This window comes from Pseudomonas sp. Soil_N_39 (assembly GCF_057655955.1).
Map to the genome: position 1 here is coordinate 1 of NZ_JBDGLI010000014.1, position 26,169 is coordinate 26,169.

Annotated in this window: 19 protein-coding genes; 4 read left to right on the forward strand and 15 right to left on the reverse strand. The window is 62.0% G+C overall.

The genetic code is table 11. The annotated features are described in order from the left end of the window. Positions 1-143: 143 nt before the first annotated feature. The 6 genes from AC3A5O_RS20010 to AC3A5O_RS20035 form a co-directional block, all read right to left on the reverse strand. Positions 144-2,564: an efflux RND transporter permease subunit gene (locus AC3A5O_RS20010; RefSeq protein ID WP_460078156.1), complete on the reverse strand. Its 2,421-nt coding sequence runs from the start codon at positions 2,562-2,564 to the stop codon at positions 144-146. Positions 2,565-2,616: 52 nt separating this feature from the next. Further along, positions 2,617-3,720: a WD40/YVTN/BNR-like repeat-containing protein gene (locus AC3A5O_RS20015; protein ID WP_487753622.1), complete on the reverse strand. Its 1,104-nt coding sequence runs from the start codon at positions 3,718-3,720 to the stop codon at positions 2,617-2,619. A gap of 70 nt (positions 3,721-3,790) precedes the next feature. Continuing rightward, the gene (locus tag AC3A5O_RS20020) at positions 3,791-5,152 is read right to left on the reverse strand and encodes a DUF1329 domain-containing protein (protein ID WP_122565520.1); all 1,362 of its coding nucleotides are present in this window, start codon (positions 5,150-5,152) and stop codon (positions 3,791-3,793) included. 15 nt (positions 5,153-5,167) lie between these two features. After that, positions 5,168-6,817, reverse strand: coding sequence for a DUF1302 domain-containing protein (locus tag AC3A5O_RS20025; protein WP_487753623.1), 1,650 nt, complete (start codon positions 6,815-6,817; stop codon positions 5,168-5,170). A 91-nt stretch (positions 6,818-6,908) separates the two neighbouring features. After that, the gene (locus AC3A5O_RS20030) at positions 6,909-7,676 is read right to left on the reverse strand and encodes a coniferyl-alcohol dehydrogenase (RefSeq protein WP_122565522.1); all 768 of its coding nucleotides are present in this window, start codon (positions 7,674-7,676) and stop codon (positions 6,909-6,911) included. A 69-nt stretch (positions 7,677-7,745) separates the two neighbouring features. Further along, positions 7,746-9,218 carry a benzaldehyde dehydrogenase gene (locus AC3A5O_RS20035; protein ID WP_487753624.1) on the reverse strand — a complete coding sequence of 491 codons (1,473 nt, stop codon included), beginning with the start codon at positions 9,216-9,218 and terminating at the stop codon, positions 7,746-7,748. Between the two features lie 285 nt (positions 9,219-9,503). On the opposite strand from AC3A5O_RS20035, the gene AC3A5O_RS20040 reads away from it, so the two are divergent. Continuing rightward, positions 9,504-11,279, forward strand: coding sequence for a sigma-54-dependent Fis family transcriptional regulator (locus tag AC3A5O_RS20040; RefSeq protein ID WP_122565524.1), 1,776 nt, complete (start codon positions 9,504-9,506; stop codon positions 11,277-11,279). A 238-nt stretch (positions 11,280-11,517) separates the two neighbouring features. Here the strand turns inward: AC3A5O_RS20040 and AC3A5O_RS20045 are convergent, their stop codons facing one another. Both AC3A5O_RS20045 and AC3A5O_RS20050 read right to left on the reverse strand, forming a co-directional pair. Then, positions 11,518-12,150 (reverse strand): hypothetical protein, encoded by a 633-nt coding sequence (locus AC3A5O_RS20045; RefSeq protein WP_305481663.1) that lies wholly within the window; start codon positions 12,148-12,150, stop codon positions 11,518-11,520. Beyond that, positions 12,134-13,063 (reverse strand): AraC family transcriptional regulator, encoded by a 930-nt coding sequence (locus tag AC3A5O_RS20050; protein WP_122565527.1) that lies wholly within the window; start codon positions 13,061-13,063, stop codon positions 12,134-12,136. The genes AC3A5O_RS20045 and AC3A5O_RS20050 overlap by 17 nt, the downstream gene beginning before the upstream one ends. 474 nt (positions 13,064-13,537) lie before the next feature. On the opposite strand from AC3A5O_RS20050, the gene AC3A5O_RS20055 reads away from it, so the two are divergent. Both AC3A5O_RS20055 and AC3A5O_RS20060 read left to right on the forward strand, forming a co-directional pair. After that, positions 13,538-14,311 (forward strand): L-iditol 2-dehydrogenase, encoded by a 774-nt coding sequence (locus AC3A5O_RS20055; RefSeq protein WP_122565528.1) that lies wholly within the window; start codon positions 13,538-13,540, stop codon positions 14,309-14,311. Positions 14,312-14,505: 194 nt separating this feature from the next. Then, a complete protein-coding gene (locus tag AC3A5O_RS20060; protein ID WP_354336996.1) occupies positions 14,506-15,360 on the forward strand; it encodes a CAP domain-containing protein in 855 nt (284 codons plus the stop codon). A 61-nt stretch (positions 15,361-15,421) separates the two neighbouring features. Here AC3A5O_RS20060 and AC3A5O_RS20065 read toward each other — a convergent pair whose 3' ends face one another. After that, positions 15,422-16,318 (reverse strand): NAD(P)/FAD-dependent oxidoreductase, encoded by an 897-nt coding sequence (locus AC3A5O_RS20065; RefSeq protein ID WP_122565530.1) that lies wholly within the window; start codon positions 16,316-16,318, stop codon positions 15,422-15,424. Positions 16,319-16,463: 145 nt separating this feature from the next. Here AC3A5O_RS20065 and AC3A5O_RS20070 point away from each other — a divergent pair, with 145 nt between their 5' ends. Beyond that, the gene (locus tag AC3A5O_RS20070; protein WP_122565531.1) at positions 16,464-16,940 is read left to right on the forward strand and encodes an Rrf2 family transcriptional regulator; all 477 of its coding nucleotides are present in this window, start codon (positions 16,464-16,466) and stop codon (positions 16,938-16,940) included. 248 nt (positions 16,941-17,188) lie between these two features. On the opposite strand, the gene mqo is transcribed toward AC3A5O_RS20070, so the two are convergent. The 6 genes from mqo to AC3A5O_RS20100 form a co-directional block, all read right to left on the reverse strand. After that, the gene (mqo, locus tag AC3A5O_RS20075; RefSeq protein ID WP_122565532.1) at positions 17,189-18,832 is read right to left on the reverse strand and encodes a malate dehydrogenase (quinone); all 1,644 of its coding nucleotides are present in this window, start codon (positions 18,830-18,832) and stop codon (positions 17,189-17,191) included. Between the two features lie 521 nt (positions 18,833-19,353). Next, positions 19,354-20,724 (reverse strand): hybrid sensor histidine kinase/response regulator, encoded by a 1,371-nt coding sequence (locus AC3A5O_RS20080; protein ID WP_122565534.1) that lies wholly within the window; start codon positions 20,722-20,724, stop codon positions 19,354-19,356. Then, positions 20,708-21,865, reverse strand: a complete 1,158-nt coding sequence (gene ercA / locus AC3A5O_RS20085; RefSeq protein ID WP_122565535.1) for an alcohol dehydrogenase-like regulatory protein ErcA — start codon at positions 21,863-21,865, stop codon at positions 20,708-20,710. The genes AC3A5O_RS20080 and ercA overlap by 17 nt, the downstream gene beginning before the upstream one ends. A gap of 133 nt (positions 21,866-21,998) precedes the next feature. Further along, entirely contained in the window at positions 21,999-22,070 is a 72-nt protein-coding gene (pqqA, locus tag AC3A5O_RS20090; RefSeq protein WP_003243383.1) for a pyrroloquinoline quinone precursor peptide PqqA, read from the reverse strand. A gap of 273 nt (positions 22,071-22,343) precedes the next feature. Beyond that, entirely contained in the window at positions 22,344-23,864 is a 1,521-nt protein-coding gene (gene exaC, locus AC3A5O_RS20095) for an acetaldehyde dehydrogenase ExaC (protein WP_122565536.1), read from the reverse strand. 295 nt (positions 23,865-24,159) lie between these two features. Beyond that, positions 24,160-25,935, reverse strand: coding sequence for a PQQ-dependent methanol/ethanol family dehydrogenase (locus tag AC3A5O_RS20100; RefSeq protein ID WP_487753625.1), 1,776 nt, complete (start codon positions 25,933-25,935; stop codon positions 24,160-24,162). Positions 25,936-26,169: the final 234 nt, after the last annotated feature.

Genomic DNA, 26,169 nt, shown 5'->3' on the forward strand with positions numbered 1-26,169 from the left:
AACATCGGCCCACATCGTTCGGGTATCCCTGATAGAAACTTCAGGGGATTTTACCTAAGACCTTGAAAGGGATGGCCGTAAGGGCGGAACCCTAAGCAGCCGTTACCTAAATAACGGATATTCACCCCCCACAAAAAATGCCATCACCCCTGAACCCACCGCTCCCGCCGACTCAACTCAGGCTTTTTTAAAAACACCCTCTGCGGCAGCAACAACCAAGCCAAGGCCGGCAGCAGAATCAAAGCCCCAAGCATATTCACCAAAAACATAAAGGCCAGCAAAACCCCCATGTCAGCCTGGAACTTGATCGGCGAAAACGCCCAGGTCGACACCGCCACCGCCAATGTCATACCCGTCAGCAACACCACCTTGCCGGTGAACAGCAGCGCCTGGTAATACGCCTGGGCCAAGGTGTCGCCAGCACGCATCCGCGCCAGGATCACACTCAACACATAGAGCGCATAATCGACGCCAATACCCACACCCAATGCAATGACCGGCAATGTTGCGACTTTCACCCCCATGCCCAGCCCTACCATCAGCGCCTCGCACAGGATAGAGGTAAGCATCAGCGGCAGCATCGCGCACAGAGTCGCCCGCCAACTGCGGAAGGTCAGCAAGCACAGCAGACTGACCGCACCGTAGACCCAGAACAGCATCTCGCGCATGGACTTCTTCACGACGATATTGGTCGCCGCTTCGATCCCCGCGCTGCCGGCCGCCAGCATGAACTTGACCTCTGGCATCTGATGCCCGGCAATGAATCGTTCGCTGGCCTCCACCACCCGGTTCAAGGTGTCAGCCTTGTGATCGGCCAGGTAGACGTACAACGACAGCATCGAGCAGCCCTGATTGAACAACTCTCGCGGAGCACGGGTCTGCACGGCACCCAGTGCGCCGTCGTTGGGGATCAGTTCATACCATTTGAAGTTGCCTTCGTTATAACCGGCCGTGGCGATCTTGCTCAGCGCCGCCATCGAGGTGGTCGATTCCACGCCGGGCAATTGCTCCAGTTGCCAAGCCAGCGCATCTACCGCGGACAGACTGGCGTAACGGGTGCATTGATCTTCTGGGGTCTTGATCATGACCACGAAAATATCCGAGCTGGCCGCGTAGTTTTGGGTCATGAACAACGCATCGCGGTTGTAGCGCGAGTCGGCACGCAACTCTGGAGCACCGGGGTCCAGGTCGCCGATTTTCAGGTGCAGGCTCACGGCAAAACCAAACGCGGCCAACAGCAAGCCCGCCAACATGGCACCCATGGCCCAACGGCGTTGGGTGAAAAGATCGAGCACGCGCCACAGTGGATGCTTGATCTGCGCCTGCTGCTCGGTGGTTTCCGCACTGAGGCTGCGTTGCGCCGCCGCCGGGCTGACGCCGATATAGCTGAGCAGGATCGGCAGCAGGATCAGGTTGGTGAAGATCAGCACCGCCACGCCGAGGCTGGCGGTGATCGCCAGGTCCTGGATCACCCGAATATTGATCAGCAGCAACACCGCAAAACCGACCGCGTCACAGAGCAACGCGGTGATGCCGGCAGCGAACAGTCGGCGGAAGGTGTAGCGCGCGGCGACCACCCGGTGGGTGCCACGGCCGATGTCCTGCATGATGCCATTCATCTTCTGCGCGCCATGGCTCATGCCAATGGCGAACACCAGGAACGGCACCAGTGCCGAGTAAGGGTCCAGCTCATAACCGAGCAAGGCCAGCAGCCCCAGTTGCCAAAGCACCGCCGCCAGAGAACAGGTCACCACCACCAGGGTGCTGCGCGCGCAACGGGTGTAGCCAAACAGCACCAATACCGTCACCAGTACCGCCACCACGAAGAACAGCAGAACCTGGGTCATGCCCTCGATCAAGTCGCCGACGATCTTGGTAAAGCCGGTGATATGGATGCGCAGGTCATCGGTCTGGTACTTGTCGCGCAACGCCTCCAGTTGCCGGGAAAACTCGCCATAGTCCAGCGCCTTGCCCGTCTGCGGATTGATTTCCAGCAACGGCACGAAGATCACGCTGGACTTGAAGTTGCCGGCGACCAATTGACCGACTTCCCCGGAGCGGGCCACATTGGTCCGCACCTGCTCGATGCTGGCGGCCGATCCGTCGTAGTCGTCAGGGATCACCGTGCCGCCGTCGAGCCCTTCCTCGGTCACGGCGGTCCAGCGCGTGGTCGGGGTCCATAACGATTTCATGTAGGGTCGGTCGACACCCGGCAGCAGATAGAGCTCGTCGTTGAGCTTGGCCAGGGTATCGAGGTAGTCCTTGGTGAAAATGCTCCCCTGCTTGACCTCCACGGCAATGCGCAGCGAGTTGCCCAGGCCGCTCAATTCACTGCGGTTCTCAAGGAAGTTGGCGACGTAGGGATGCCCGGTGGGAATGGTCTTCTCATAGCTGGCATTGATGCCGATGCGCGTGGCTTGCCACCCCAGCACCAAGGTCACCAGCAGGCACAGCAGGATCACCAGCGGGCGATGGTTGAAGATCGCCCGCTCGGCGAAGTTGCCTGACGCCCGGTCGAAGTCTTCCTGGCGGCCGATCACGGTTTGGATTCTGTCGTCTTTCAAGTTTGACTCCTGTTGCACGAGCCGTGGCCCGATAGCGCTACACCGTGAAGTTTCAAGGTTGACCGGAGGCCCGCGGATCCTGGTCAGCGGCCACGCCGGTCAAACCGACGCTGGCCAGGCTGCCGTCGACCGCCTGTTGCATGGCAGCGACGGTCCCGCCGCTGCGGCTCTGACGCTTGTCAAAGCTGCGGCCCTGGTCATGACTGAAGAGAAGCTCGCCACTCTGGCTGGCCAGCAACAGGCCGCCGTCGCGCAGTTCGAGGGCGCTCGCCAGGGTTGATTCGATACCGGTATCGAGGCGTCGCCAACTGCCGCCACGGTCATCGGACCACCAGGCGTTTCCGCGCAAGCCATAGATGATCAAGGCCCCATCGCGGGTGCCGAGCAGGCCGAAAAAGCTGCCCTCATAAGGTGACTTCAAGGCCTGGAATGATTGCCCGGCATCGGTCGACCGCAACAGCAGGCCGCGCTCCCCCACCAGCAGCAGGTCGTTGCCCACGGCGCGAATGCCATACAGGTTCAAGCCCTGGGGATTTTCCACATGCCGCATCCACGGTTGCCAGCTTCGCCCGCCGTCATCGGTACGGTAGATCTGGTTGTAGGCACCCACGACGTAGCCGTGCAGGCGGTCACTGAAATACAGGTCGAGAAACGGTTTGTCCGGTCCGTCATCGAGCATGTGCCGTGCCTGTGCCAGGTGGCTGGCACCGCCGGGTTGATTGGCATCGCGCTCAGCGACCTGCACCGCCAGGGCGATGGCGCGCTCACCGTCGAGTTGCTTTTGCCAGGTTTCCCCGCCGTCCTGGGTGTGCAGCACCACGCCCAGGTGACCGACCGCCCAGCCCTGCTCGGCATCGACGAATTGCACCGCCGTCAGGCTGACGCTGACCGGTACCTTGGCCTGGCGCCAACTCACGCCAGCGTCATCGGAGAGCAGCACGATCCCACGCTCACCCACCGCCACCAGGCGTTCGCCGGCCCGGGCCAGCCCAAGCAATACCGCGCGCGGGGCCTTGGCCGTCGGCAGTGCCGGTTGCTGCAACACCGCCAATGTCGCGGCCTGTGCGCCCCAGGGCACGCTTGCCAACAAGCACCCCACCAGGGCGCAAGCACCCCATAGCGAACCGCGGCGCGCAAAGATTTTTTCAACGTTCATATCGTTATTCCGCCTGGAGAATCGTAGGGCGACCGCGACGAACCTCCTCCTCGCCACGGCCACCACAGGTTCAGCGCATGTTTTCGTTGGCCATGGCATCCGGGGTGAAATAGGACGCCGAAGGCTTCGCGACCTTCTGGTACTGAACCGCCAGGTCGTTGCTCGATGAGTTGAGGAAGTAGGCCCCGGTGTCGAGGTTGTAGCTGCCCCACATGACCTGTGCGGTAAGGGCCGGCAGATCAGGTGCCAGCAGCGTCAGCGAGTACATCTGCCGGCCGAGTTTGCCCTGGGCGTCATAACCGTCGGCCATCAGGATCTGCCAGGAGTCTTCGTCGACGTAGTAGGTCCGACGCGGCACGACATGGCGCTTGCCGGATTTGAGCGTGGCCTCGACCACCCAGACCCGATGCTTCTCCCAACGCACCAGATCAGGATTGAGGAAGTTCGCCTTGACCAGGTCGTCGCTCTTGGCGAGCGCGGCGCGGTTATTGTTGTAGCCGACGATCAACTCTTTCTTGCCCACCAGCTTGAGGTCATAGCGATCGGTCGGCCCGAACAGCATGAACGCCTCGTCGAACAGGCCAACCCCGGAGGTCACGAAGTCCGGCGTGTCATAGGCAATGTTCGGCGCCCGGCGAACCCGGCGCTGGCCGACCAGATACTGCCAGGCCGCCCGATTGGCCGGGTCCAGGTCCCAATGAGTCATCAGGCCTTCGCCGGCCTTGGACGATGGCAACTCTGTGAACAGCTTGCCCAGCAGGTACTTGCCCGAATAGTTTTCCAGGCTGCCGCCTTCGACGTAGTAGGGAAACTGGTAGGTGTATTGGGCCCGGGTCGCCTGGACTTTCTTGCCGCCGGCGGTCATCAGCCAGGTATCGAAAGGCGAGCTGATGGTGTCGCCGCCCTGCCACGACAAACGATAATTCCACAGCACCTGCGCACCGTTTTCCGGGATCGGGAACGGGATGCCGCCGTAGGCGTTGGAAACCTTCTCGCTGTCCACGTCCAGCGTGGCGCGGGTGGCATTCTTGCTGGTGTTGTCATACACCCATTGCGGCGCCGCGGCCGAACGATGGGTCGGGTACACGTCCAGGCGATAGTCCGGGTACTTCTTGAGCAGCAGCTTGGTGCCTTCGGCCAGTTCGTTGGCGTACTGCTCCATGTTCGCGGCTTTGATCGAATACAGCGGTTTCTCGCTGGCGAATGGATCGGGGCGCTTGTCTCCCGGTTTGTAGCCGGGCGTGACCTGGGTGTAACCGCCCTGCCACGCCGGGATACTGCCATCGGCATTACCGGCACGCTCGCCGCCCAGGGGGGTCAGATCGGTTTTCAAACGTGCGGCCTGTTCAGGCGATACGGCCGCCTGCGCCAGCCCCATGCCGGCCAGGGCCAGGGTCAGGACGCAGGTGTTCAGGAAAGCTGTGTTCTGCATGGCGAATCCACCTTATTAGAATGAGGTTTTCACGTAGAGCGAGACGAAGTCGCGGTCGGCCAACGACTGTCCGTAACTGAAATTGCCGTCCTCGCGCAGCCCGGCTTTCGGTGCGCCGAAGAAGTTCACGTAGTTGAGGCCGACATCCCAGCGTTGCAGATAGGTGGCTTTGAGCCCGACACTCCAGTCACCGGAATGGGTGTTGCCGAAGCCGGATTTGTTGACCGCCGATGAACGCCCATCGAGCACTATCCCCATGCCAATCGGCACGGTCAGGTCGATCCCGTCGACAATCTGGAAGTACGCCGGCTCGATCAATACCCGCAGCGCCGTGGCATCGCGGGTGGTGTTGGAATCCAGCGCGGCAGCGTTCTTGGTCACGCTCAAGGTGCGGTTCCAAGCCAGTTCGGCCAGGGCCGAGCCGCCGTCCCAGAACGCGGTGGGCGATAACAGGTAAATCGCCGACAGGTTGGCATGGGCGGTCTTGCCCCTGGCGAACAACTCATTGTCGCCACCATCGGCCTCCATGCCGGGGGTCACCACTTGCAGGTTGCTCACCAGCGGTGCGTTCCAGCGCACCGACGTTTCACCGGCAAAGTTGAACGGGCCGTAGGCGGTGGAGAAACTGACGCCGGCGGTCTTGATATCTTCGGCGTAGACCTGCCGATAGGAACCCAGGATCGGCAAGCCGGTGGCCGCTGCCGCCGGACCGTCCAAGTACGCGTACAACCCGATCGGCGCCTTGTCGTGATACTGGGCCGCGTAGAAACCCAGCTCCAGTTCGGTGCCGCTCGGCTTGTAGCGAATCTGCATGCCGCCCTGCCCCGAATTGCGCGGTTTCAGATCGCCGCCATTGACCGTGTCGTTACCGAACACTTCGCGCAACGGACCACTGCCGTAACCGATGGCATCGACATCGCTCAGGTAGCTGCCGGCACCGGGCAGGTTGGAACGCTCCCACTCAAACTGATAGTAAGCGCCCACCGACAGCTGCGGGTTGATCTGCAACTGCCCGGAGATTTGATTGACCGGGCGCAGGATCTCCTTGAACTGAGTCCCCGGCACGCTGAGCAACTTGACGACGTCGGTCGGGCCTTGGGCATTGGCAATGCCGTTGCCACCATAGAACAGGCTTTCCCCGTAGATCAGGCTGTGTCGGCCCAGGCGCGCCACGCCCTGGGAGTCTTCACCGAGGTCACCGCGCAAGAACACGAAGGCATCGAGAATTTCCGCGTCGCGACCGTGGAGCTTGCGGGTTTCGCTGAGAAAATGCGGTTGCTCGTTGCTGTCGCTGTCCTGGTTATAGATATCGTCGTACCAGGCCGCGCCGCTCACGCGCAGGCCATAGTTTTGCCGGCTGAGGTCCATTTCGGAGAACAGATCCAGGCGGTTGGAGACCAGGCCACGGCTGAAGTTCTTATCGCCCTGGCTCTGGATCGAGGGGTACAGGCCGTTGGCGGTTGGCGCGTTGACCAAGCGGCTGTCCTGCCCCTGCAAGCGCCAGGCCTGGCTGTACTTGATGGTGTTGTCCCAGCGCAATTTCCAATCGGAGTCACCCAGGTCCATTTGCATGGCCTCGACCCGATCGACCATCACACCGGTGCTGCATAACGCCAGGAACAGGGCGCAATGCTTGAAACGAAAGCTATCTTTGAGGTTATCCATGGACGCTTCTCATTATTGTTATTTTTGGGCATGGCTTTGGCAGCCAACACGCTCAGGTCGCGGCTTGCGCCGCTTTCTACGGGTGCGCATTTCAGATGTAGGTAGAGGCCAATCCACCATCGACCGGCAGGTTGACGCCGTTGATCCAGCGCGATTCGTCGGCACACAGGAAAGCGATCACCGCCGCCACCTCATCGGCGTAAGCGGGACGTTTCATGCGGTGGGCATCGGCCTGGGTCCGGGCCTCGCCGAGCATGCTCACGAAGTCGTCGAGGATGGGCGTGAATACCGGGCCTGGGGCGACACTGTTCATGCGCACCGAATGCTCAAGGAACCAGGGTTGGGCCTGCAGGTAATTCCAGACGATCAAGGCTTCCTTGAAGTACTGGTAGCAGGTCTGATTCGCCACCGGGTGGTCGGCCAGCCAGGCTTGCGCGGCGGCAAAATCGTCGATGCGCGCCAGCGCCTTGTGCTGTTCCAGGCGTAACGGCCATTCGGCGCCGAGGATCGAGGCGATATTGACGATGCTGCCGCCAGCGCTGATACGTGGCAGCAGCGCACGGCTCAAGTGACGCAGCCCAAGGTAGTTGACCCGCGCCAGCAGTTGCGGGTTGGCGGTGCCCGGCACGCCGGCAATGTTGCACAGGCTGTCGAGCCGTGCGGGCAGCTGTGGCAGCAACCGATCGATGTTCTCGGCGCTACTCAAGTCGCCCTGCACAAAACCGTCCAGGGTCATGTGGGGCGCCTTGAGGTCCACGCCAATCACTTGGGCGCCATGAGCGCGCAGCAGGCTCGCGGTGGCGGCACCGATACCCGACGAGACACCGGTCACCAGCACAATCTTGTTGTCGAGTTTCATGTTGAGTCCTCTTATTATTTTTGTGTACCCACGGGCCCTCAGCTCATCGGGCCCGGTAAAACCGACCTGTCAGAACGGGTAGACCGGCGCCGTATCCTTGACCGTCACCCACTGCCATTGGGTGTATTCGTCCCAGTCCGCCGGGCCGCCGACGCTGCCACCATTGCCCGAAGCGCCGCGCCCACCGAACGGGTTGACGCACTCATCGGCGACGGTCTGGTCATTGATGTGCAACATGCCGCACTGCAACCGCTCACCAATGGCCATGGCCCGGCCCACCGACGGTGAAATGATCGCCGCCGCCAAACCGTACTCGGTGCGATTGGCCAACTCGATGGCTTCGTCATCGGTGGCAAAGCTGACCACCGTTGCCACCGGCCCGAAGACCTCCTCGTCAAAAGCGCGCATGCCCGGCTTCACGCCGCTGAGCACGGTGGCCTGGTAGAACAGCCGATCATGGTCGCCGCCTGCTTCCATTCGGGCTCCGGCGCGCACGGTGTCACTGACGATGTCGTGGACCCGTTGCAACTGCCGCTGGTTGATCAGCGGCCCCATCGCGGCTTCTTGCCGGGCGGCGTTGCCGACGGTCATGGCCTGGGCCTTTTCCACCAGTTTGCGGGTCAGCTCGGCGGCGATGGATTCATGGGCGAGGATCAAGCCGGTGGCCATGCAAATCTGCCCTTGATGCAGCCAGGCGCCCCACGCCGCGTTTCGGGCGGCTAGGTCGAGGTCGGCGTCTTCGAGAATGATCAGTGGGTTCTTGCCGCCCAACTCCAGGGCGACTTTCTTCAGGTTGCGCCCGGCCACCTCAGCAACTTTGCGACCCGCGCCGGTGGAGCCGGTGAAGGCGATCATGCGCACGTTAGGGTCACGGCACAGCGCCTCACCAGCATCCGCCGCGCCGGGCAACACTTGCAGCAAACCCTTGGGCAGGCCTGCCACTTCGAACAACCGGGCGATGAGGAAACCGCCACTCACCGGGGTCTGCGGATCCGGCTTGAGCACCACCGCGTTGCCCGCCGCCAGGGCCGGCGCGACGGAGCGCATGGACAGTACCAGGGGAAAATTGAAGGGCGAAATCACTCCGACCACACCATGGGGTTGGCGCCGCGCAAAGGACAGACGCCCCGCCTCGCTGGGCAGGACCACCCCATGGGCCTGGGACAGCAGGCCGGCGGCCTGATGCAACAGCACGATGGCTTCGCGCACTTCGTGCTGGCCTTTGAACAGCGCGGCACCGGTCTCCCGCGCCACGTACAGCGCCAGCTCATCGAAGGACTGCTCGGCCACGTCGGCGGCCTTGCGGAAGATCGCCGCCCGTTGCCGCGGGCCCAGGGCCGCCCATGCCGGTTGGGCCAGGGCGGCGTCGCGACTGGCCTTGGCAATGTCGGCGGTGTCGGCGGTGGCACAGCGCATCAGTCGCTCACCAGTAGCCGGCTCGATGATCGATTGCAGCGGGCCCGAGGCAGGCACCCAATCCCCGTTGAAGACACATTCCGATTCGATCACCTGGGACAGCAGGTGGCTTTTGGGTGCAGACATTTAACACTCCCGGCTCTTTGTTGTTGTCATCGTTTGGCGCACCTGGAAGGTATCGACGCAAACGCCGTGCAAGTGCTTGAGCAAGCGCTGTGCCGGTTTTGCCCGCAGGCCTTGATAAACCTGGCGAAAGGCTCTGGCTCAAGGTTCTTCGCCAGGTATGACGCACAGGACGCCTGCGCCAACCTGGCCGTTGGCCAGCTGCCGCTTGTCCATTTGATAAAGTTATGCTTAATAACTATCTCGCCAGGTGATCATTTCGATCATCCCGTCATCAGGGGCATAACAATGAATAATCCCCACTGCCAGTTGCCGGATCACCGGATCACCACCGAGCATTACCATCCACGGGGTGACAGCAACGAGCTGAGCGACAGCAGTTCGCCCACAACGGCAGAACTCACCGCGTGCCTGTTTTTCTCCCCCGACGATGGCCGTATCTGGCTCAACGACCAACGCATGTTGCTGCTGCACAGTTCATCCTTCGGTGCGTTGCGCCGGGAAATCATCGAACGCCAGGGGCTGGAGCAGGCCCGAGGCATGCTCACCCGCACCGGCTACTCCTCCGGCGCCCGGGATGCCCGGCTGATTCGTGAACGCTGGCCTCACGCCGATGCCGCGGCGGTGTTCCGCGCCGGCACGCATCTGCATACCCTTGAAGGCATGACCAAGGTCGAGCCGCTGCATTTCAAGTTCGACGCCGACTCGGGCTTCTATGAGGGGGAGTTTCTCTGGCATCACTCCTGCGAGGCCGACGAGCATGTCGCCGCCTATGGCATCGGGCAGGATCCGGTGTGCTGGACCGAACTGGGCTACGCCATCGGTTTCGTCAGCGGGTTGTTCGGGCAACTGGTGGTCTTTCGCGAAGTGGAATGCCGGGGCATGGGCCACGAACGCTGCCGAGTCGTCGGCAAGACCGCCGAGCAATGGGGTGACATCGAGCAGGATCTGAATTACCTCAACGCCTCCCCGCCGACGGTCGTCGCGCGCGCCGACACTCAGTCCGACAGTGTGGCCGGAGCCGCCCTGCTGCCGGACAGCGAACAGCCATTGATCGGTGCCAGCGCCGCCTTCAACGCCGCGACCCAGGCTTTGCAACGGGTGGCCTTGACCCCTGCCACCGTGCTGGTCAGCGGCGAATCCGGCGTGGGCAAGGAGATGTTCGCCCGCCAGTTGCACCAACTGAGCCGGCGCCGTGACGGCCCATTCATCGCCCTCAACTGCGCGGCCATCCCCGACAATCTGATCGAGGCTGAACTGTTCGGCGTCGAGCGCGGTGCCTACACCGGCGCCACCCATTCACGCCCCGGTCGTTTCGAGCGAGCTCACGGTGGTACGTTGTTCCTGGACGAGATCACCTGCCTGAGCCTGGCCGGGCAAAGCAAGTTGCTGCGTGCCTTGCAGGAGCGGGAAATCGAACGGGTCGGCGGCGGCCACGGCATCAAGGTCGACGTGCGGGTCGTGGCGGCCACCAACATCGACCTGCGCAAGGCAGTGGCGGACGGCGCGTTCCGTGAAGACCTGTTCTACCGGCTCAACGTCTACCCCATCGCCCTGCCGCCCCTGCGCGAGCGCCGTGATGACATACCGTTGCTGATCAATGCCTTTCTCACGCGCTTTTGCCAGGAATACGGCCGCACACCGATGGGCCTGACCATGCGTGCGTTGAAGGTGTTGTTGCGCTACGACTTTCCGGGCAACGTGCGGGAATTGCAGAACCTCATCGAACGGGGCCTGATCGCCAGCGAGGAAGGCCAGGCGATTGACCTGGTCCACTTGTTTCGCAATGAGCAATTGCCGGTGGATGCGTACTCCGTGGACCACCTCGGCGGCCTCTCGCCGATGGGCCTGGCCGCCAACGATGCCGCAGAAAAACCGGCGCTGCTCCAGTCCCTCAGCCAACTGGACTCGGACTTCTCCATTGACGGCCTGGAATCACGCCTGATCAACGAAGCTCTGCAACTGAGCAGCGGCAACCTGGCGGCGGCCGCGCGCTCGTTGGGACTGAGCCGGGCGCAGTTCGCGTATCGGTTGAAGAAGCATCAACGGGGTGTCCCAGAGTAAACACCGACCCAAGGGGGAATGCTGCAAAATTTGGGGCCGCTTCGCGACCCAGCGGGAGCAAGCTCCCTCGCCACAGGTTTGTCGACGGCCTTAAGTAAATAATATTACCTGTGGGAGCGAGCTTGCTCGCGATGGCGGTGGGTCAGTTCGCATTGAGGTTGGCTGTGCTGACATCATCGCGAGCAAGCTCGCTCCCACATTGGTTTCTGGGTGACTGCAAGGTATGTGTCCAAGCCGCTCAATCCGTCGTGCTCGCCGCCAGCACAGCAAGCGTTCGGCGCTTGGGGTTCCAGATGCTCAGGCACCAGACGCCCCACCACTCCAGGCCATCTTCGAAATAATCGCTCCAGGGCTCCCGTGCTGAATCGTGCTCGTCGCTGGCGGTCCAGTTAACGTTGAAGTTGTCGACCCAATTCAACACCACGACATCAGCGTCGTCTTCGAGCCCGAGCAGGTCGAGCCATTCCTTGAACAGCGCTTGCGGGGTGTCGTCGGCGAAGCGAGTGCCATAGGGCGGTTCGCAGAAGGCAGCGTACAAGGCATAAGTATGCTGCTGATCATCTTTGTCGACGCGCATGAGTCGGGTCACTTCGTCCCGATTCAACGGCTTGGCGATAGCCTTGTTCAAATCCCAATCCATGGTCGGGGGCGCAGCCTCGACATAGCGAGGGTCCAGGGTCAGTTGACGGTGACGCTCCAGCCATTGCGCCTCGATGTGCTGGAACAGCAGGCCCACGGCCTGGCGATGGCGCGCCTCGTCAACCGCCTCACTCGCCTCGGGCGCGAGCACCAGGAATTCGAAGGCGCACCCGGCCTTTTCCATTCGCTGGCGCAGGGATGCGCTGGCTGCCTGTTCAACGACGGTCAACATGGCAGGCTCCGTCAGGCAGGGCAAAAGCCCCCCGCCGATATTCGCTGGGGGTCTGGTTCATTTCGATGCGGAAATGGCGGTTGAAGTTGGACAGGTTGTTGTAGCCCACTTCAAAACAGACGTCAGTCACCGGCATTTCACTCTGCAACAGCAAACGGCAGGCACGCTGGACCCGCAGCTTGCGCATCAAATCGATGAAACCGTGCCCGGTGATGCGCTTGAAGAACCGCGAGAAGCCCGGCTCGCTCATGTCCAGTTGGCGGGCGATCACCGACAGGCGCAGGTCGCCAGTGAGTTCGGCTTGCAGGTACTCGAACGCTTTATGGATGCGCTCGGAACTGCGCGCATCCAGGATCGGCGCGTAGCAAGGGCTCGCCAGGCTCAGGGCCTCGTCGCCGGGAGCCTGGTTGAGGATGTGGAGCAGCTCCAGGAACAGCGTCAACCGCGCCAGCCCCTGGGCCGGACCGATGGCTTCCAGCAGGTGCGCGGCTTGCTGCGCTGTATTGCCAGCGAAGGCCAGGCCACGGCGCGCGCGTTCGAACAGCCCCTGCAGATCCCCCAGTTCAGGCAGGGTGCGGCGCAAGGTCAGCAGCGTGGCGCCGTCGAATTGCAACACCACGTCGCGCCCCGCCAAATACTCGCCCGGTGCCAGGTCGCCCATCCAGTCATGGGGCAAGTCCGGGCCGATCATCGCCACATGGCCTGGGCCAAACGGGCCGATGTAATCGCCCGCCAACAGTTTGCCGCTGCCCTGGCGGATGAGGTGGATTTCAAATTCAGGATGATGGTTCCAGCGCGCCAGCGGGTACGGGTAGTCATGCTCGTACCAGCGAAAACTGTGTTCAGGCTCGGGCAGGATGACTTCCAGTTCGGCCGGTCGCTGCTCGAACAGGGGCGTTCGGTGATCAGGCATGTCGCGCCTCTTTTATCGTTATAGGGGGCACCTTACGCCGAGTGCGCAGCGTTTCGCCAGCCTCGGCCTGACCGCCCACCGATACTTTTTTAACCCACACCTGGCGCACTCAAGGGCGTTAAAAAAGTACCAGCCCGCGATCCTCCCTGCGTTTGTCGGCCTCCACGGGCGCTGCTGTAATCGGCGTGCCACAGATCACTGTCGACCAGGCACTGGCCTCGGCGCAATCGAGTACCGAGCAGGAGATGAAGCGGGCTGGGTATCCAAAGCAATAACGATTGGTACCCGCTCTGTGGCGAGGGGATTTATCCCCGCTGGGCTGCGCAGCAGCCCTCAAAAAAGCGCGACTTGATCAACCTGACACACCAATTGCCTGGTCTGGGGCTGCTGCGCAGCCCAGCGGGGATAAATCCCCTCGCCACAAAAGATATCAGCGCTCTCTCGTTATTGATTTCACTCCAAGAGGACCAACCCATGAAACGACTGGAAGGAAAAAGTGCCCTGGTGACCGGCGCCGCCCGTGGTATCGGCAGGACGTTTGCACAGGCCTATATCAACGAAGGGGCCACAGTAGCGATCGCCGATATCGACCTTGAGCGGGCCCAGGCCACCGCCGCCGAACTGGGCGACGGTGCCTACGCGGTCAAAATGGACATAACCGACCAGGCCTCCATCGACCAGGCCATCGAAGCAGTGGTGGCTCGGGCGGGCAAGCTGGATATCCTGATCAACAACGCCGCGCTGTTCGACCTGGCGCCCATCGTGGAGATTACCCGTCAGAGCTACGAGCGGCTGTTTTCCATCAACGTCGCCGGCACGCTGTTCACGCTGCAGGCGGCAGCCCGGCAGATGATCCGCCAGGGCCATGGCGGCCGGATCATCAACATGGCCAGCCAGGCCGGCCGGCGTGGCGAAGCCCTGGTGGCGATTTATTGCGCCACCAAGGCGGCGGTGATCAGCCTGACCCAGTCCGCCGGGCTGGATCTGATCAAGCACCGGATCAACGTCAACGCCATCGCCCCCGGCGTGGTGGATGGCGAGCATTGGGACGGCGTGGACGCGCTGTTCGCCCGCCACGAAAACCTGCCGCTGGGGGAAAAGAAGCGCCAGGTCGGCCAGCAAGTACCCTATGGCCGGATGGGCACCGCGGAGGACCTTACCGGCATGGCGATTTTCCTGGCCTCGGCCGAGAGCGAATACGTGGTGGCGCAGACGTATAACGTCGATGGCGGTAACTGGATGAGCTAATAATCTGTGTTTTTATGGCCTTGAAACGACGGAAATGGACTTATTCGCTTAAAAATTGATCCCACTACTTGAGGATTGTCCCGAACGGTACCCAACGGTACCGTTTCAAGGGATTTCAAGAGAGCGTGAATACCGTTGCCCCAGCGGGGCAAAAATTGCGCATCATAGGCGCCGTCCGCTCAAGGGAGATTTACATGCGTGCCATTTCATCCGTCATGGGTCTTGTCGTGCTGTCGCTGGGCCTGGTATTCGCCACCAGCGCGACGGCCACCGAAGAGACGCAACTGGTCGAGTCCATCAACCTTTACCGCAGCCAATCCCAAAGCTGTGCCGGCCAGGCCTCGCTGGAGTTGCCGCCGCTGGCGATGGACTCCCGGCTGATCCTGTCGGCCAATGGCATCGGCGACCTGCAACAGGCGCTGGCGCGGGCGGCCTATCCCATGGTCAACGTGCAAGCCATCAGCCTGTCCGGGCCCCGCGATGCCCAATCGGCCATGAAAGCCGTGCAGGAAAGCTTCTGCCAGGTGGTGCTCGACCCACAGTTCGTCGACATCGGCGTCAGCCGCCTGGATCGCGAATGGCGCATCGTGCTGGCGCGCCCGTTGTTGTCGGCGCGCCTGGGTGATTGGCAAGCCGAGGGCCAGAAACTGCTGAAGCTGATCAACAGTGCCCGCGCCCAGCCGCGTCGCTGCGGCACCGAAGCCTTCGCCGCCACCACGCCGCTGGCCTGGAACGCCACCTTGGCCCTGGCCGCCGTCACTCACACTCGGGCCATGGCCAACAACAACTTCTTCGACCACAAGGACCGCGACAACCGCACGCCGGGCGACCGCGCCGAACTGGCCGGCTATCTGGGCCAATTGATCGGCGAGAACATTGCCGCCGGACAAGACACTGCGCTCAAGGTGGTGGACGGCTGGCTGGCCAGCCCGGGGCACTGCGCCAACCTGATGAACCCACAGTTTCGCGAATTGGGCGCCGGGTATGCGACCGATCCGAAAAGCGATGCGGGGATCTATTGGACGGCGATGTTTGGTACTCAGCAGTAGCGACGCCATCGCGAGCAGGCTCGCTCCCACAGGCCACTATCCTGTGGGAGCATGGATGCCCTCAGTGCGCGCCGAAGATCAACGACCGATGTACGCCTGATCCCGCCCTCACCCCATCGCCGACCGCCAACGCCACCGAGCCGAACGGCATCGCCGCATCGCCACAGGCGAATACCCCCCGGACGCTGGTTTCACGCGTCATCGGGTCGGCCTGGATGAACGCCCCGAGCGGGCCGTCTTCAAGCGCGCAACCCAAGGACGCCGCGAGTGAGCCGGCCACCTGGATACGCGGCAAGACAAACAGGCCGTCAATGGCGACCACACGTCCGTCGGCCAGCACCACATCGGCCCGTTCGCCTTCAAGACGTTCGACACGTTCCGGTACCACGACCACGCCGCGTCGCGCCAGGCTCTCCAGTTGTTCTGCATCGGGTTCGAACACGCCACGGGTGAAGAACGTCGTCGGGCCCCAGTCGGGCAGCATCAAGGCATGGTGGAGCGACATCGGCGAGGTCGCCAACACGCCGATGGGGCCTTGTTCCAGCTCGTAGCCGTGGCAATACGGACAATGGAAGACGCTTTTGCCCCAGCGCTGCGTCAACCCTTCCACGTCTGGTAATTCATCGATGACACCGCAGGCAAGCAACAGGCATTGGGCACTGTAGCGTTGCCCATCGACGGTTTCCACGGCGAACCCTCCCGCCTCCTGGCTGGCCGCGATCGCGGTACTCGATACCCATTCCACCGTCGGATAGGCCAATAGCTGGCGACGGGCCTCTTCGACAATGTCCCCGGGGGCACGACCGTCCTGCCCGAGAAAACCATGGGAGCTGGCCGCGAACCGGTTGCGCCGCTGGCCGGCATCGATCACCAACACGTTGCGGCGGGCACGGGCCAGTTGTAGGCCTGCGGACATACCGGCGTAGCTGCCGCCGGCGATGATGACGTCGTAGCGCATGATCAATCTCCAAGGTGGTTTGGCGGAATCGAAAAAGTCTCGACACATCGTAAGTTCCTTGAAAAGCCGCTGTCAACGATCTCGTAACTTTTGCAATTACAGGCGATACTCACGCCCGTCTCCACCACAAAACACTGCAACGCTCATGAGAACCGACACCCGCCTGTCCCGCATGCTCCACGTGCTGATCCACATGGATCGCCACCAACAATCAGCCACGTCTGACACCCTCGCGCAGATGCTGGGCACCAACCCGGTGGTGGTGCGCCGGACCATGGCGCTGCTCAAGGAACAGGGGTATGTCACTTCGGAGAAAGGCCATCGCGGCGGCTGGACCCTGAGCAAACCGTTGTCGGAGATGACGTTGCTGGATATCCACCAGGCCTTGGGCAGCACGTCGATCTTTGCCATTGGCCTGTCCACCGATCATCCGCAATGCCTGGTGGAACAAGCGGTGAATGCGGCGTTGACGGATGCGTTCGATGAGGCCCAGGCGTTGCTGCTCAAGCGTTTGGGGGCGATTACCCTGGCGCAGTTGGCGGAGGATTTTGATGCGCGGTTCAGGGAGATAGGCGGAACAAGCACAGATGATCTGACGCACCGGGGGCAGATCGAGCATTGATGCTGACTGACCGTGCATCATCGCGAGCAAGCTCGCTCCCACAAGGGGTCGGTGGCCAATACAAAACTCGCAGACAGCCGGGAACATTGTGGGAGCGAGCTTGCTCGCGAAAGCGCCGGCACATTCAACATCACCTGTTCAGGTAAACCGTCATCGCGATCAGGCTCGCGCCCACAGGGTTTACCGAACCCCAAAAAAAACGCCGCTCAATGAGCGGCGTTTTTATGCCTCACCAGACAGCGTCAGGCTTACAGCGCCATGTCAGCCGCTGGGTTGGCCTCAGGGGCTGGGCCCGGCTTGGCCGGTGCCGCTGGGGCGCCTGGCTTGCCGATCGCCGGTGGCGGGTCCAGTTGCAGGACCTCGCTGGTGTACGCCCATTCCTGGGCTACGCGCTCAGGGCTTTCGTTGAGCTTGGTGCCGTAGCTCGGCACGATCTGGCGCAGTTTTTCCTGCCAGGCTGGGCTTGCGACCTTGTCCTTGAAGACCTTCTCAAGCACGGTCAGCATGATCGGTGCAGCGGTCGAGGCGCCAGGCGAGGCACCCAGCAGGCCGGCGATGCTGCCGTCCTGGGACGCGACCACTTCGGTGCCGAGTTTCAGGACGCCGCCCTTCTCTTCGTCACGCTTGATGATCTGCACGCGCTGGCCGGCCTGCCACAGGCGCCAGTCTTCTTGCTTGGCCTCCGGGAAGTACTCTTTCAGGGCGTTGAAGCGGTCTTCATCCGACAGCATCAGCTGGCCGGCCAGGTATTCGACCAATGGGTACTGTTCGATACCGACCTTGGTCATCGGCCACACGTTGTGGGTGGTGGTGCTGGTCAGCAGGTCGAAGTACGAACCGTTCTTCAGGAATTTGGTGGAGAACGTTGCGAACGGGCCAAACAGGATCACGCGCTTGCCATCGAGCACACGGGTGTCCAGGTGTGGAACCGACATCGGCGGAGCGCCCACCGAAGCCTTGCCATACGCCTTCGCCAGGTGCAGTTGGGCGACGGTCGGGTTTTCGGTGACCAGGAACGAACCACCCACCGGGAAACCTGCGTATTCACGCGCTTCCGGGATGTCGGACTTCTGCAGCAGGTGCAACGCACCGCCACCAGCGCCGATGAACACGAACTTGGCGTCGGTCTCGGTTTCGGTACCGTCTTTCAGGTTCTTGTACGAAACGCGCCAGGTACCGTCTTCGTTGCGGGTAATCTCTTCCACTTCGCTGGACAGCTTGAGGGAGAAGTTCGGCTTGGTTTGCAGGTAAGCCGCGAATTGACGAGTGATTTCGCCGAAGTTCACGTCAGTACCCAGGGGACTCCAGGTAGCCGCGACTTTCTGGCTCGGGTCACGCCCTTGCATCATCAGCGGAACCCACTTGCTGATTTGCTCGCGATCTTCGGAATACTGCATGCCGGCGAACAACGGGCTGGCCTGGAGGGCTTCGTAGCGCTTCTTCAGGAACGCGATGTTCTCGTCGCCCCACAAAAAGCTCATGTGCGGGGTGGAGTTGATGAACGAACGCGGGTTCTTCAACACGCCGTTCTTGACCTGCCAGGACCAGAACTGGCGGGAGATCTGGAAGGCTTCGTTGATTTCGATGGCCTTGGAGATATCAACCTTGCCGTTCTTGTCTTCCGGCGTGTAGTTCAGTTCGGCCAGCGCAGAGTGACCGGTACCGGCATTGTTCCAGCCGTTGGAGCTCTCTTCGGCAACACCGTCCAGGCGCTCGACCATTTCCATGGTCCAGCCCGGCTCCAGCTCATTGAGCCAGACGCCGAGTGTCGAGCTCATGATGCCCCCACCGATGAGCAAGACATCCACTTTTTTTGGCTCGGCGGCGTGCGTGGTCGCAAGACCCATCGCCATCGCCAGGCCCAGTAGCGCCGTGTGTGTTTTCTTCAACATGTGTGTATCCCTAGGATGAACGCCATTCCATCCACCGGTCCTGATCAAGGATAGACCACATCCACGGCCAGCAACGCCAGGGGGATGGGATCGAGACGGACTGGAGGATGGACCTACAGGGCCGAGCACATTCGTCGACCTCTCGTTTATGTCTCTCCGGCGCTGACTTCTTGTAGGTCTTGGCTTCAGCTGGGTGAGGGACGCTGCAAACGGTGCTCATCGGGCCTGACGTGGCCGTGCCCGATTGTCGCAGCGGGGGGAGTTTACATAAGGAAATAAACAGACCGAAGCGCATTTTTACATTCTGGGCAAAAACGCCGACCAAATGACGGCATTTTAATGGCCCTGATCGGCAGTGAGCCTGATATCAATCCCCTTTGCCCGATGCAGACCTCCTGTGGGAGCGAGCTTGCTCGCGATGAGGCCGAGACATTCAACAATGATGTTGACTGATCGGCCGCTATCGCGAGCAAGCTCGCTCCCACAGGGGTTCAGGGTTGATGGGATTTCCGGGAGTGGCGCTACCCAAGCATCTGACTCAACACCGCCCGCAACTTGCCAGGCTTGACCGGTTTGTTGAGCAGCGGTGCATCCAGCTTGCGCAGGGCGCGGCGGCACTGGTCGCTGCGGTCGGCGGTGATGATCACCGCCGGGATCGCCTGGTGGAAATGCTCGCGCAGGTGCTTGACCACTTCACAGCCTACGACCCCATGATCCAGGTGAAAATCCGCCAGGATCAGCTCCGGCGCACGGCCTTGCAGCACGTCAAGGGCACCCGCCTCGTCGGTGGCGGTCAACACGTCGCAGCCCCACTGCCCCAACAGCGCGGCCATGCTTTGCAGGATGCTCAGCTCATTGTCGATCACCAACAAGCGCCGCCCCGGCAGCGGGTTGCCGGCGACCGCCTGTACCGGGGCCAGCGCCATGGGCAGCGGTTTTTCATCCGACAGCGGCACCACGATACTGAACACCGAGCCTCGCCCCGGTCGCGAACGCACCTGCACCCGATAGCCGAGGATATGGGCGATGCGTTCGACAATCGCCAACCCCAGGCCCACGCCCTTGCGATCCGCCGCCCGGCCGACGTCCAGTTGGTTGAATTCAAGGAAAATCGACTCCAGGCAATCGGCTGCGATGCCGCGCCCCGTGTCCCAGACTTCCAGGCTCAAGCGCCCTCCCCGCCGCCGGGCCGCCAGGAGAATGCCACCCTGGTCGGTATAGCGGCAGGCATTGCTCAGCAGGTTGCGCAGGATACGGCTGATCAACCGCAGGTCGGTCAGCACCGCTTCGTCACCAAACCGCGCCCGCAGCTCCAACCCGGCGGCACCGGCCACCGATTGAAACTCCGATACCAGTGGCCCCAGCAACTCATCCAGCCTATATGGCGCCAGGTCGGGCTTGACCGCTGCCTGGTCCAGCCGGGAAATGTCCAACAGGTCGGTGAGCAGGTCTTCGGCGCCTTCGAGCGCCTGGTGGGTGCGTTCCACCAGCACGTGCTCGGCGGCAGGCAGTTGGCGCTCACGCAACGTGGCGATCAGCAGACGGGCCGCGTTGAGGGGCTGCAACAGATCATGGCTGGCGGCGGCCAGGTATTTGTCCTTGCTGCGGTTGGCGGCCTGGGCGACGTCCCGAGCGTCGCGTAATTGCTGTTCAACCAGCTCGCGCTGAGCAATCTGCTGCTGCAGGTTGTGGTTGGCTTCCAACAGCGCATCGGTGCGCTCGGCCACCCGCTGCTCCAGTTGGTCATTGAGCTGTTGCAGGTGTCGCCGGGCCTGTTCCAGCTCATCGAGGCGCGCCGTCAGCTCCGGATAGTGACTCTTGCGCGTCGAGTGATTGCCCAGTCCCAGCAGCCCCTCCAGGGCTTTTTGCTGCTCGTCAGAGGGCTTCGCCATAGACGACCTCGACATCCCGCTGGCTCGACTCCCGAGGATTGGTGAGGATGCACGGGTCGTGCATCGCATGTTGCGACAGGAACGGAATGTCCGAGGTGCTCACGCCGTGCAGGCCCAGGGTCTCGTGGAAGCCAATGGTGTGCTTGAGGGCAATCAGGTGCTCCACCAGGCGGCCGCGGATCTGCTGGTGGTTGAGCCCTCGGCAATCGATGCCCAGGGTCTCGGCTATCACCTTGAAACGCTCCGGTGCCGAGTTGTAGTTGAACGCCACCACGTGCTCCACCAGTACCGCGTTGCACAGGCCATGGGGCAAATCGAGGAAACCGCCCAGGCTGTGGGACATCGCGTGCACAGCCCCGAGGATCGCGTTGGAGAACGCCAGCCCGGCCTGCATGCTGCCCAGCATGATTTTTTCCCGCAGGGCGATGTCCGCCGGGTTGGCGATCATCTGCACCAGGTTGCCATTGATCAGGCGCATGGCTTCCAGTGCATGGGGGTCGGTCAACGGGCCGTGACCGGTGGACACGAAGGCCTCGATGGCATGCACCAGCGCATCGATGCCGGTACAGGCGGACAGGAACGGGTCCATGCTCAGGGTGGTTTCCGGATCGATCAGCGACACGTCCGGCACCGCCGCCTTGCTGACGATGGAGAACTTCATGCGTTCTTGCTGGTTGGAGATGATCACGAACTGCGACACGTCAGCCGACGTCCCCGCCGTCGTGGGAATCAGGATCAGCGGCGGGCTGGGCACGTTCAGGGTATCGACACCTTCGAACTCGAGAATGTTGCGGCCGTGGGCAACGACAATGCCGATGCCTTTGCCGCAATCCATCGGGCTACCACCGCCCACCGCGACGATGACATCGCAATGGTTTTCCCGGTACAGGTCGGCCCCGAGCATCACTTCCTCGACCCGCGGATTGGGCGAGACCGCGCTGTAGATGCAGTAATCGATACCTTGGGCCTGGAGGCTGGCTTCGACGTCCGCCACCCAACCGGCGGCGATGACCCCGGGGTCGGTGACGATCAGCACTTTGCGTGCGCCGAAGGTCTTGGCGTAGTTGCCGACATTGTGCCGACAACCGGCACCGAACATGATTTCAGGAGAAACGAACTTGCGCAGCGGGCTGAGGCTCATCTTTTCAGTTACGTGGCTCATCGGTAAGCCTGTTGTTATTGTCAGGGGATACCTTGAGCCTAAAGCATCCCGCTGTGAATGCAATCAGACCAATGGGGTAGCCCGGCCTGAACGTCCCAGGCCGGGCCGGCACTCATCGGTTAGCGAAGTACATCGTCACTTCAAAGCCGATACGCAGGTCGGTGTACGCGGGTTTAGTCCACATGGGTCTTTCCTCTTCTTGTACCGGGCGATTCCGGCAAGGTCATTAATGCACGCCAAGCCTGGGGCTCGAATGCTACTTTCGAAGCGGTGGGTGGGGTGCGTTGGTATCAATTCAGGGGCATACATATTCAAATGTGGGGCCTGCTGTGGGAGCAAAGCTTGCTCGCGATGAATCGCCCTCGGCCTGATCGGCTGACCGAGTCGTCTGTATCGCGGGCAAGCCTTGCTCCCACAGCAAGCTCGCTCCCACAGGGGGTAGTGCTGTGGTCTCGGGTTAGAAGAACCCCAACGGATTGATGTCGTAGCTCACCAGCAGGTTCTTGGTCTGCTGGTAGTGGTCGAGCATCATCTTGTGGGTTTCACGCCCCACGCCGGACTTCTTGTAGCCACCGAACGCGGCATGGGCCGGGTACAGGTGGTAGCAGTTGGTCCACACACGACCGGCCTTGATCGCCCGGCCCATACGGTAGGCGCGGTTGATGTCGCGGGTCCACAGGCCGGCACCCAGGCCGAACTCGGTGTCGTTGGCGATCGCCAGGGCTTCGGCTTCGTCCTTGAAGGTGGTCACACCCACCACCGGGCCGAAGATCTCTTCCTGGAACACGCGCATTTTGTTGTGGCCCTTGAGCAGGGTCGGCTGGATGTAATAGCCGCTCGACAAATCACCCTCGAGTCGCTCGGCAGCACCGCCGGTGAGCAGTTCGGCGCCCTCTTGCTGGGCAATTTCAAGGTACGACAGGATCTTGTCGAATTGCTGCTGGGACGCCTGGGCGCCAACCATGGTCTCGGTGTCTAGCGGGTCGCCGCGCTTGATCTTGGCGATCTTCTTCATGACCACGGCCATGAACGATTCGTAGATCGACTCCTGCACCAGCGCCCGGGACGGGCAGGTGCAGACTTCGCCCTGGTTGAAGAACGCCAGCACCAGGCCTTCGGCGGCCTTTTCAATGAAGGCAGGTTCGGCTTGCATGATGTCTTCGAAGAAGATGTTCGGCGACTTGCCGCCCAGTTCCACGGTGGACGGGATGATGTTCTCGGCCGCACACTTCATGATGTGCGAACCCACCGGCGTGGATCCGGTAAAGGCGATCTTGGCGATACGCTTGCTGGTGGCCAGGGCTTCACCAGCTTCGCGACCGAAACCATGGACGATGTTCAACACCCCGGGTGGCAGCAGGTCGGCGATCAGCTCGATGAAGACCGTGATCGACAGCGGTGTTTGCTCCGCCGGCTTGAGCACGATGCAGTTACCCGCAGCCAGGGCCGGGGCGAGTTTCCAGGCCGCCATCAGCAGCGGGAAGTTCCACGGGATGATCTGCCCGACCACGCCCAGCGGCTCGTGGAAATGATAGGCCGTGGTCAGTTCGTTGATCTCGGCCGCCCCACCCTCTTGGGCGCGGATGCAGCCAGCGAAGTAACGGAAATGGTCGGCCGACAGCGGCACGTCGGCATTGAGGGTTTCGCGTACGGCCTTGCCGTTGTCCCAGGTTTCGCTGACGGCGAGGATTTCCAGGTTCTGCTCGATGCGGTCGGCGATTTTCAACAACACCAGGGAACGGTCCTGCACCGAGGTCTTGCCCCAGGCGTCGGCGGCGGCATGGGCGGCATCCAGTGCCTTGTCGATGTCGGCGGCGCTGGAACGCGGGAATTCGGCAATGACTTCGCCGTTGACCGGGGACGTGTTGGTGAAGTACTCGCCGTTGACCGGCGCGACGAATTCGCCGCCGATGAAATTGCCATAGCGCGGTTTGAAGGAAACGACGGCGCCTGGGGTTCCGGGTTGTGCGTAGATCATGATGGGGCCTCTGCCTGGTCGATGCCTGTCACGGGACAGGCGATAGGCCGATGGTAGAGAGCCCCGCCAGCCGGACGAATGCGTCGTTGGCAGGGGGGACTCTCGTTATTTGGTCGTAGGTTTCAAGCATTGGGACGAGGATTTTTGGTGAAACGACGCACCGCCCCTGTGGGAGCAAGGCTTGCCCGCGATGAAGGCGATGCGGTCTTCCAGGGAACCGAGGCGACTGCATCGCGAGCAAGCTTTGCTCCCACAGAGCAGTCGCCACAAGGACAGCACCCGCCCCAGATTCAATTCAGCGCTTGGCCACCAAGTCCTTCGGCAACTTGAAGGTCCAGAGCATGCCACCCTGGTTGAAGTCTTTCACGCGCTTGGCCACCTCGCCGCCCCACAGCGGTACCGCGCCGCCCCAGCCGGAAACCACGGAGATGTATTGCTCGCCGTCCATTTCCCAGGTGATGGGGGAGCCGAGCACGCCGGAGCCGGTCTGGAATTCCCAGACCTTTTCCCCAGTCTTGGCGTTGAACGCCTGCAGGAACCCTTCAGGCGTGCCGGTGAACACCAGGTTGCCCTTGGTGGTCAGGACCCCGCCCCACAGCGGCGCGAAGTTCTTGTGGCGCCAGACTTCCTTGCCGGTCTTGGGGTCGATGGCCCGCAGCACGCCGATGTAATCCTCGTTCAGCGGCTTGATGGTGAAACCTGCGCCGAGGAACGCCGCGCCCTTCTTGTAGGCGATGCCTTCGTTCCAGATGTCCATACCCCATTCGTTGGACGGCACGTAGAACAACCCAGTGTCCTGGTTGTAGGCCATCGGCATCCAGTTTTTCGCGCCGAGGAAGGCCGGTGCCACGAATACCGAGCTGCCCTTGGCTTCGCTGCCCGGCGCGCCCGGACGGCTGGCCTCGTTGTAGATCGGCCGCCCTTCCTTGTCCAAGCCAGTGGCCCAGGTGATCTTGTCGACAAACGGGAAACCGCGGATGAATTTACCGTTGGTGCGGTCGAGCACGTAGAAGAAGCCGTTACGGTCAGCGGTCGCCGCCGCCTTGATGTCCTTGCCGCCTTCCTTGTAATTGAACGAGATCAGTTCGTTGACGCCGTCATAATCCCAGCCGTCATGAGGCGTGCTCTGGAAGTGCCATTTGATGCTGCCGTCATCAGGATTCAGGGCCAGGCGCGACGACGAATAGAGGTTGTCGCCAGGGCGCAGGTGGGAGTTCCAGGGCGCCGGGTTGCCGGTGCCGAACAGCAGCAGGTTGGTTTCCGGGTCGTAGTAGCCGCCCAACCAAGGCGCGGCACCGCCGGTTTTCCACAGATCGCCCGGCCAGGTCTTGCCGGCCTCGCCACCGGAGATACCATTCTCGACCGCCTTGCCGTCCTTGTAGACGTAGCCCATGTGGCCTTCCACGGTCGGACGGGTCCACAGCAGTTCGCCATTTTTCGGGTCGTAGGCGCTGATCTGGCCGACCACGCCGAACTCGCCCCCGGCCACCCCGGTAATCAGCTTGCCGTTCACCACCATGGGCGCGGCGCTGATGGAATAACCTTCCTTGTGGTCGGCCACCTTCTTGCTCCACACCACCTTGCCAGTGTCCTTGTTCAAGGCCACCAGTTTCGCGTCGAGGGTGCCGAAGAACACCAGGTCGCCATACAAGGCCACGCCGCGGTTGATCACGTCGCAGCAAGGGCGAATGTCATCGGGCAGGCGCGCATCGTATTGCCACAGCTTCTTGCCGGTGCGCGCATCCACCGCAAACACCCGCGAATAGGAACCGGTGAGGTACATCACCCCGTCCTTGATCATCGGCTGGGCCTGCTGGCCACGCTGCTTTTCGCCGCCGAAGGAGAACGCCCAGACCGGCCGCAGGTCCTTGATGTTATTGACATTGAGGGTATCGAGCGGGCTGTAGCGCTGGCCCTGGACGCCCAGGCCGTTGGTCACGACCTGCTGCGGGTTTTTCGGGTCCTGGAGAATTTCCTGATCGGTCACGGCTGCAAGGGCCGAACCGGACAGCAGCATGGCACTGAGCAGCAGGCTCACGGCGAAGGGTTGGCGACGTGCGGGATGACTCATGACGGCTACCTCTGCGGTTATTGTTATACCCGGGAAATTTTCCCGGTCTGCCACAGATTCTTGGCCTCGGGGCCGTCGCCAACAATTGCCCGCTGTGTTGAGTTTTCTAGTTCCTTGGTACATGTGGAGGAGCAGCGCCCCCCCGTGGCGAGGGAGCTTGCTCCCGCTGGGGCGCGCAGCGGCCCTGAAAATGGCCCAGTCAATATTGATAGCCGGGGTGACTGATACAGGGGC

What these genes read in the sequence shown, in the direction of transcription:
- AC3A5O_RS20015 (WP_487753622.1), bottom strand. Translation starts at nt 3,720, where the DNA reads ATGAACGTTGAAAAAATCTTTGCGCGCCGCGGTTCGCTATGGGGTGCT.
- AC3A5O_RS20020 (WP_122565520.1), bottom strand. Translation starts at nt 5,152, where the DNA reads ATGCAGAACACAGCTTTCCTGAACACCTGCGTCCTGACCCTGGCCCTG.
- AC3A5O_RS20025 (WP_487753623.1), bottom strand. Translation starts at nt 6,817, where the DNA reads ATGGATAACCTCAAAGATAGCTTTCGTTTCAAGCATTGCGCCCTGTTC.
- AC3A5O_RS20030 (WP_122565522.1), bottom strand. Translation starts at nt 7,676, where the DNA reads ATGAAACTCGACAACAAGATTGTGCTGGTGACCGGTGTCTCGTCGGGT.
- AC3A5O_RS20035 (WP_487753624.1), bottom strand. Translation starts at nt 9,218, where the DNA reads ATGTCTGCACCCAAAAGCCACCTGCTGTCCCAGGTGATCGAATCGGAA.
- AC3A5O_RS20040 (WP_122565524.1), top strand. Translation starts at nt 9,504, where the DNA reads ATGAATAATCCCCACTGCCAGTTGCCGGATCACCGGATCACCACCGAG.
- AC3A5O_RS20045 (WP_305481663.1), bottom strand. Translation starts at nt 12,150, where the DNA reads ATGTTGACCGTCGTTGAACAGGCAGCCAGCGCATCCCTGCGCCAGCGA.
- AC3A5O_RS20050 (WP_122565527.1), bottom strand. Translation starts at nt 13,063, where the DNA reads ATGCCTGATCACCGAACGCCCCTGTTCGAGCAGCGACCGGCCGAACTG.
- AC3A5O_RS20055 (WP_122565528.1), top strand. Translation starts at nt 13,538, where the DNA reads ATGAAACGACTGGAAGGAAAAAGTGCCCTGGTGACCGGCGCCGCCCGT.
- AC3A5O_RS20060 (WP_354336996.1), top strand. Translation starts at nt 14,506, where the DNA reads ATGCGTGCCATTTCATCCGTCATGGGTCTTGTCGTGCTGTCGCTGGGC.
- AC3A5O_RS20065 (WP_122565530.1), bottom strand. Translation starts at nt 16,318, where the DNA reads ATGCGCTACGACGTCATCATCGCCGGCGGCAGCTACGCCGGTATGTCC.
- AC3A5O_RS20070 (WP_122565531.1), top strand. Translation starts at nt 16,464, where the DNA reads ATGAGAACCGACACCCGCCTGTCCCGCATGCTCCACGTGCTGATCCAC.
- mqo (WP_122565532.1), bottom strand. Translation starts at nt 18,832, where the DNA reads ATGTTGAAGAAAACACACACGGCGCTACTGGGCCTGGCGATGGCGATG.
- AC3A5O_RS20080 (WP_122565534.1), bottom strand. Translation starts at nt 20,724, where the DNA reads ATGGCGAAGCCCTCTGACGAGCAGCAAAAAGCCCTGGAGGGGCTGCTG.
- ercA (WP_122565535.1), bottom strand. Translation starts at nt 21,865, where the DNA reads ATGAGCCTCAGCCCGCTGCGCAAGTTCGTTTCTCCTGAAATCATGTTC.
- exaC (WP_122565536.1), bottom strand. Translation starts at nt 23,864, where the DNA reads ATGATCTACGCACAACCCGGAACCCCAGGCGCCGTCGTTTCCTTCAAA.
- AC3A5O_RS20100 (WP_487753625.1), bottom strand. Translation starts at nt 25,935, where the DNA reads ATGAGTCATCCCGCACGTCGCCAACCCTTCGCCGTGAGCCTGCTGCTC.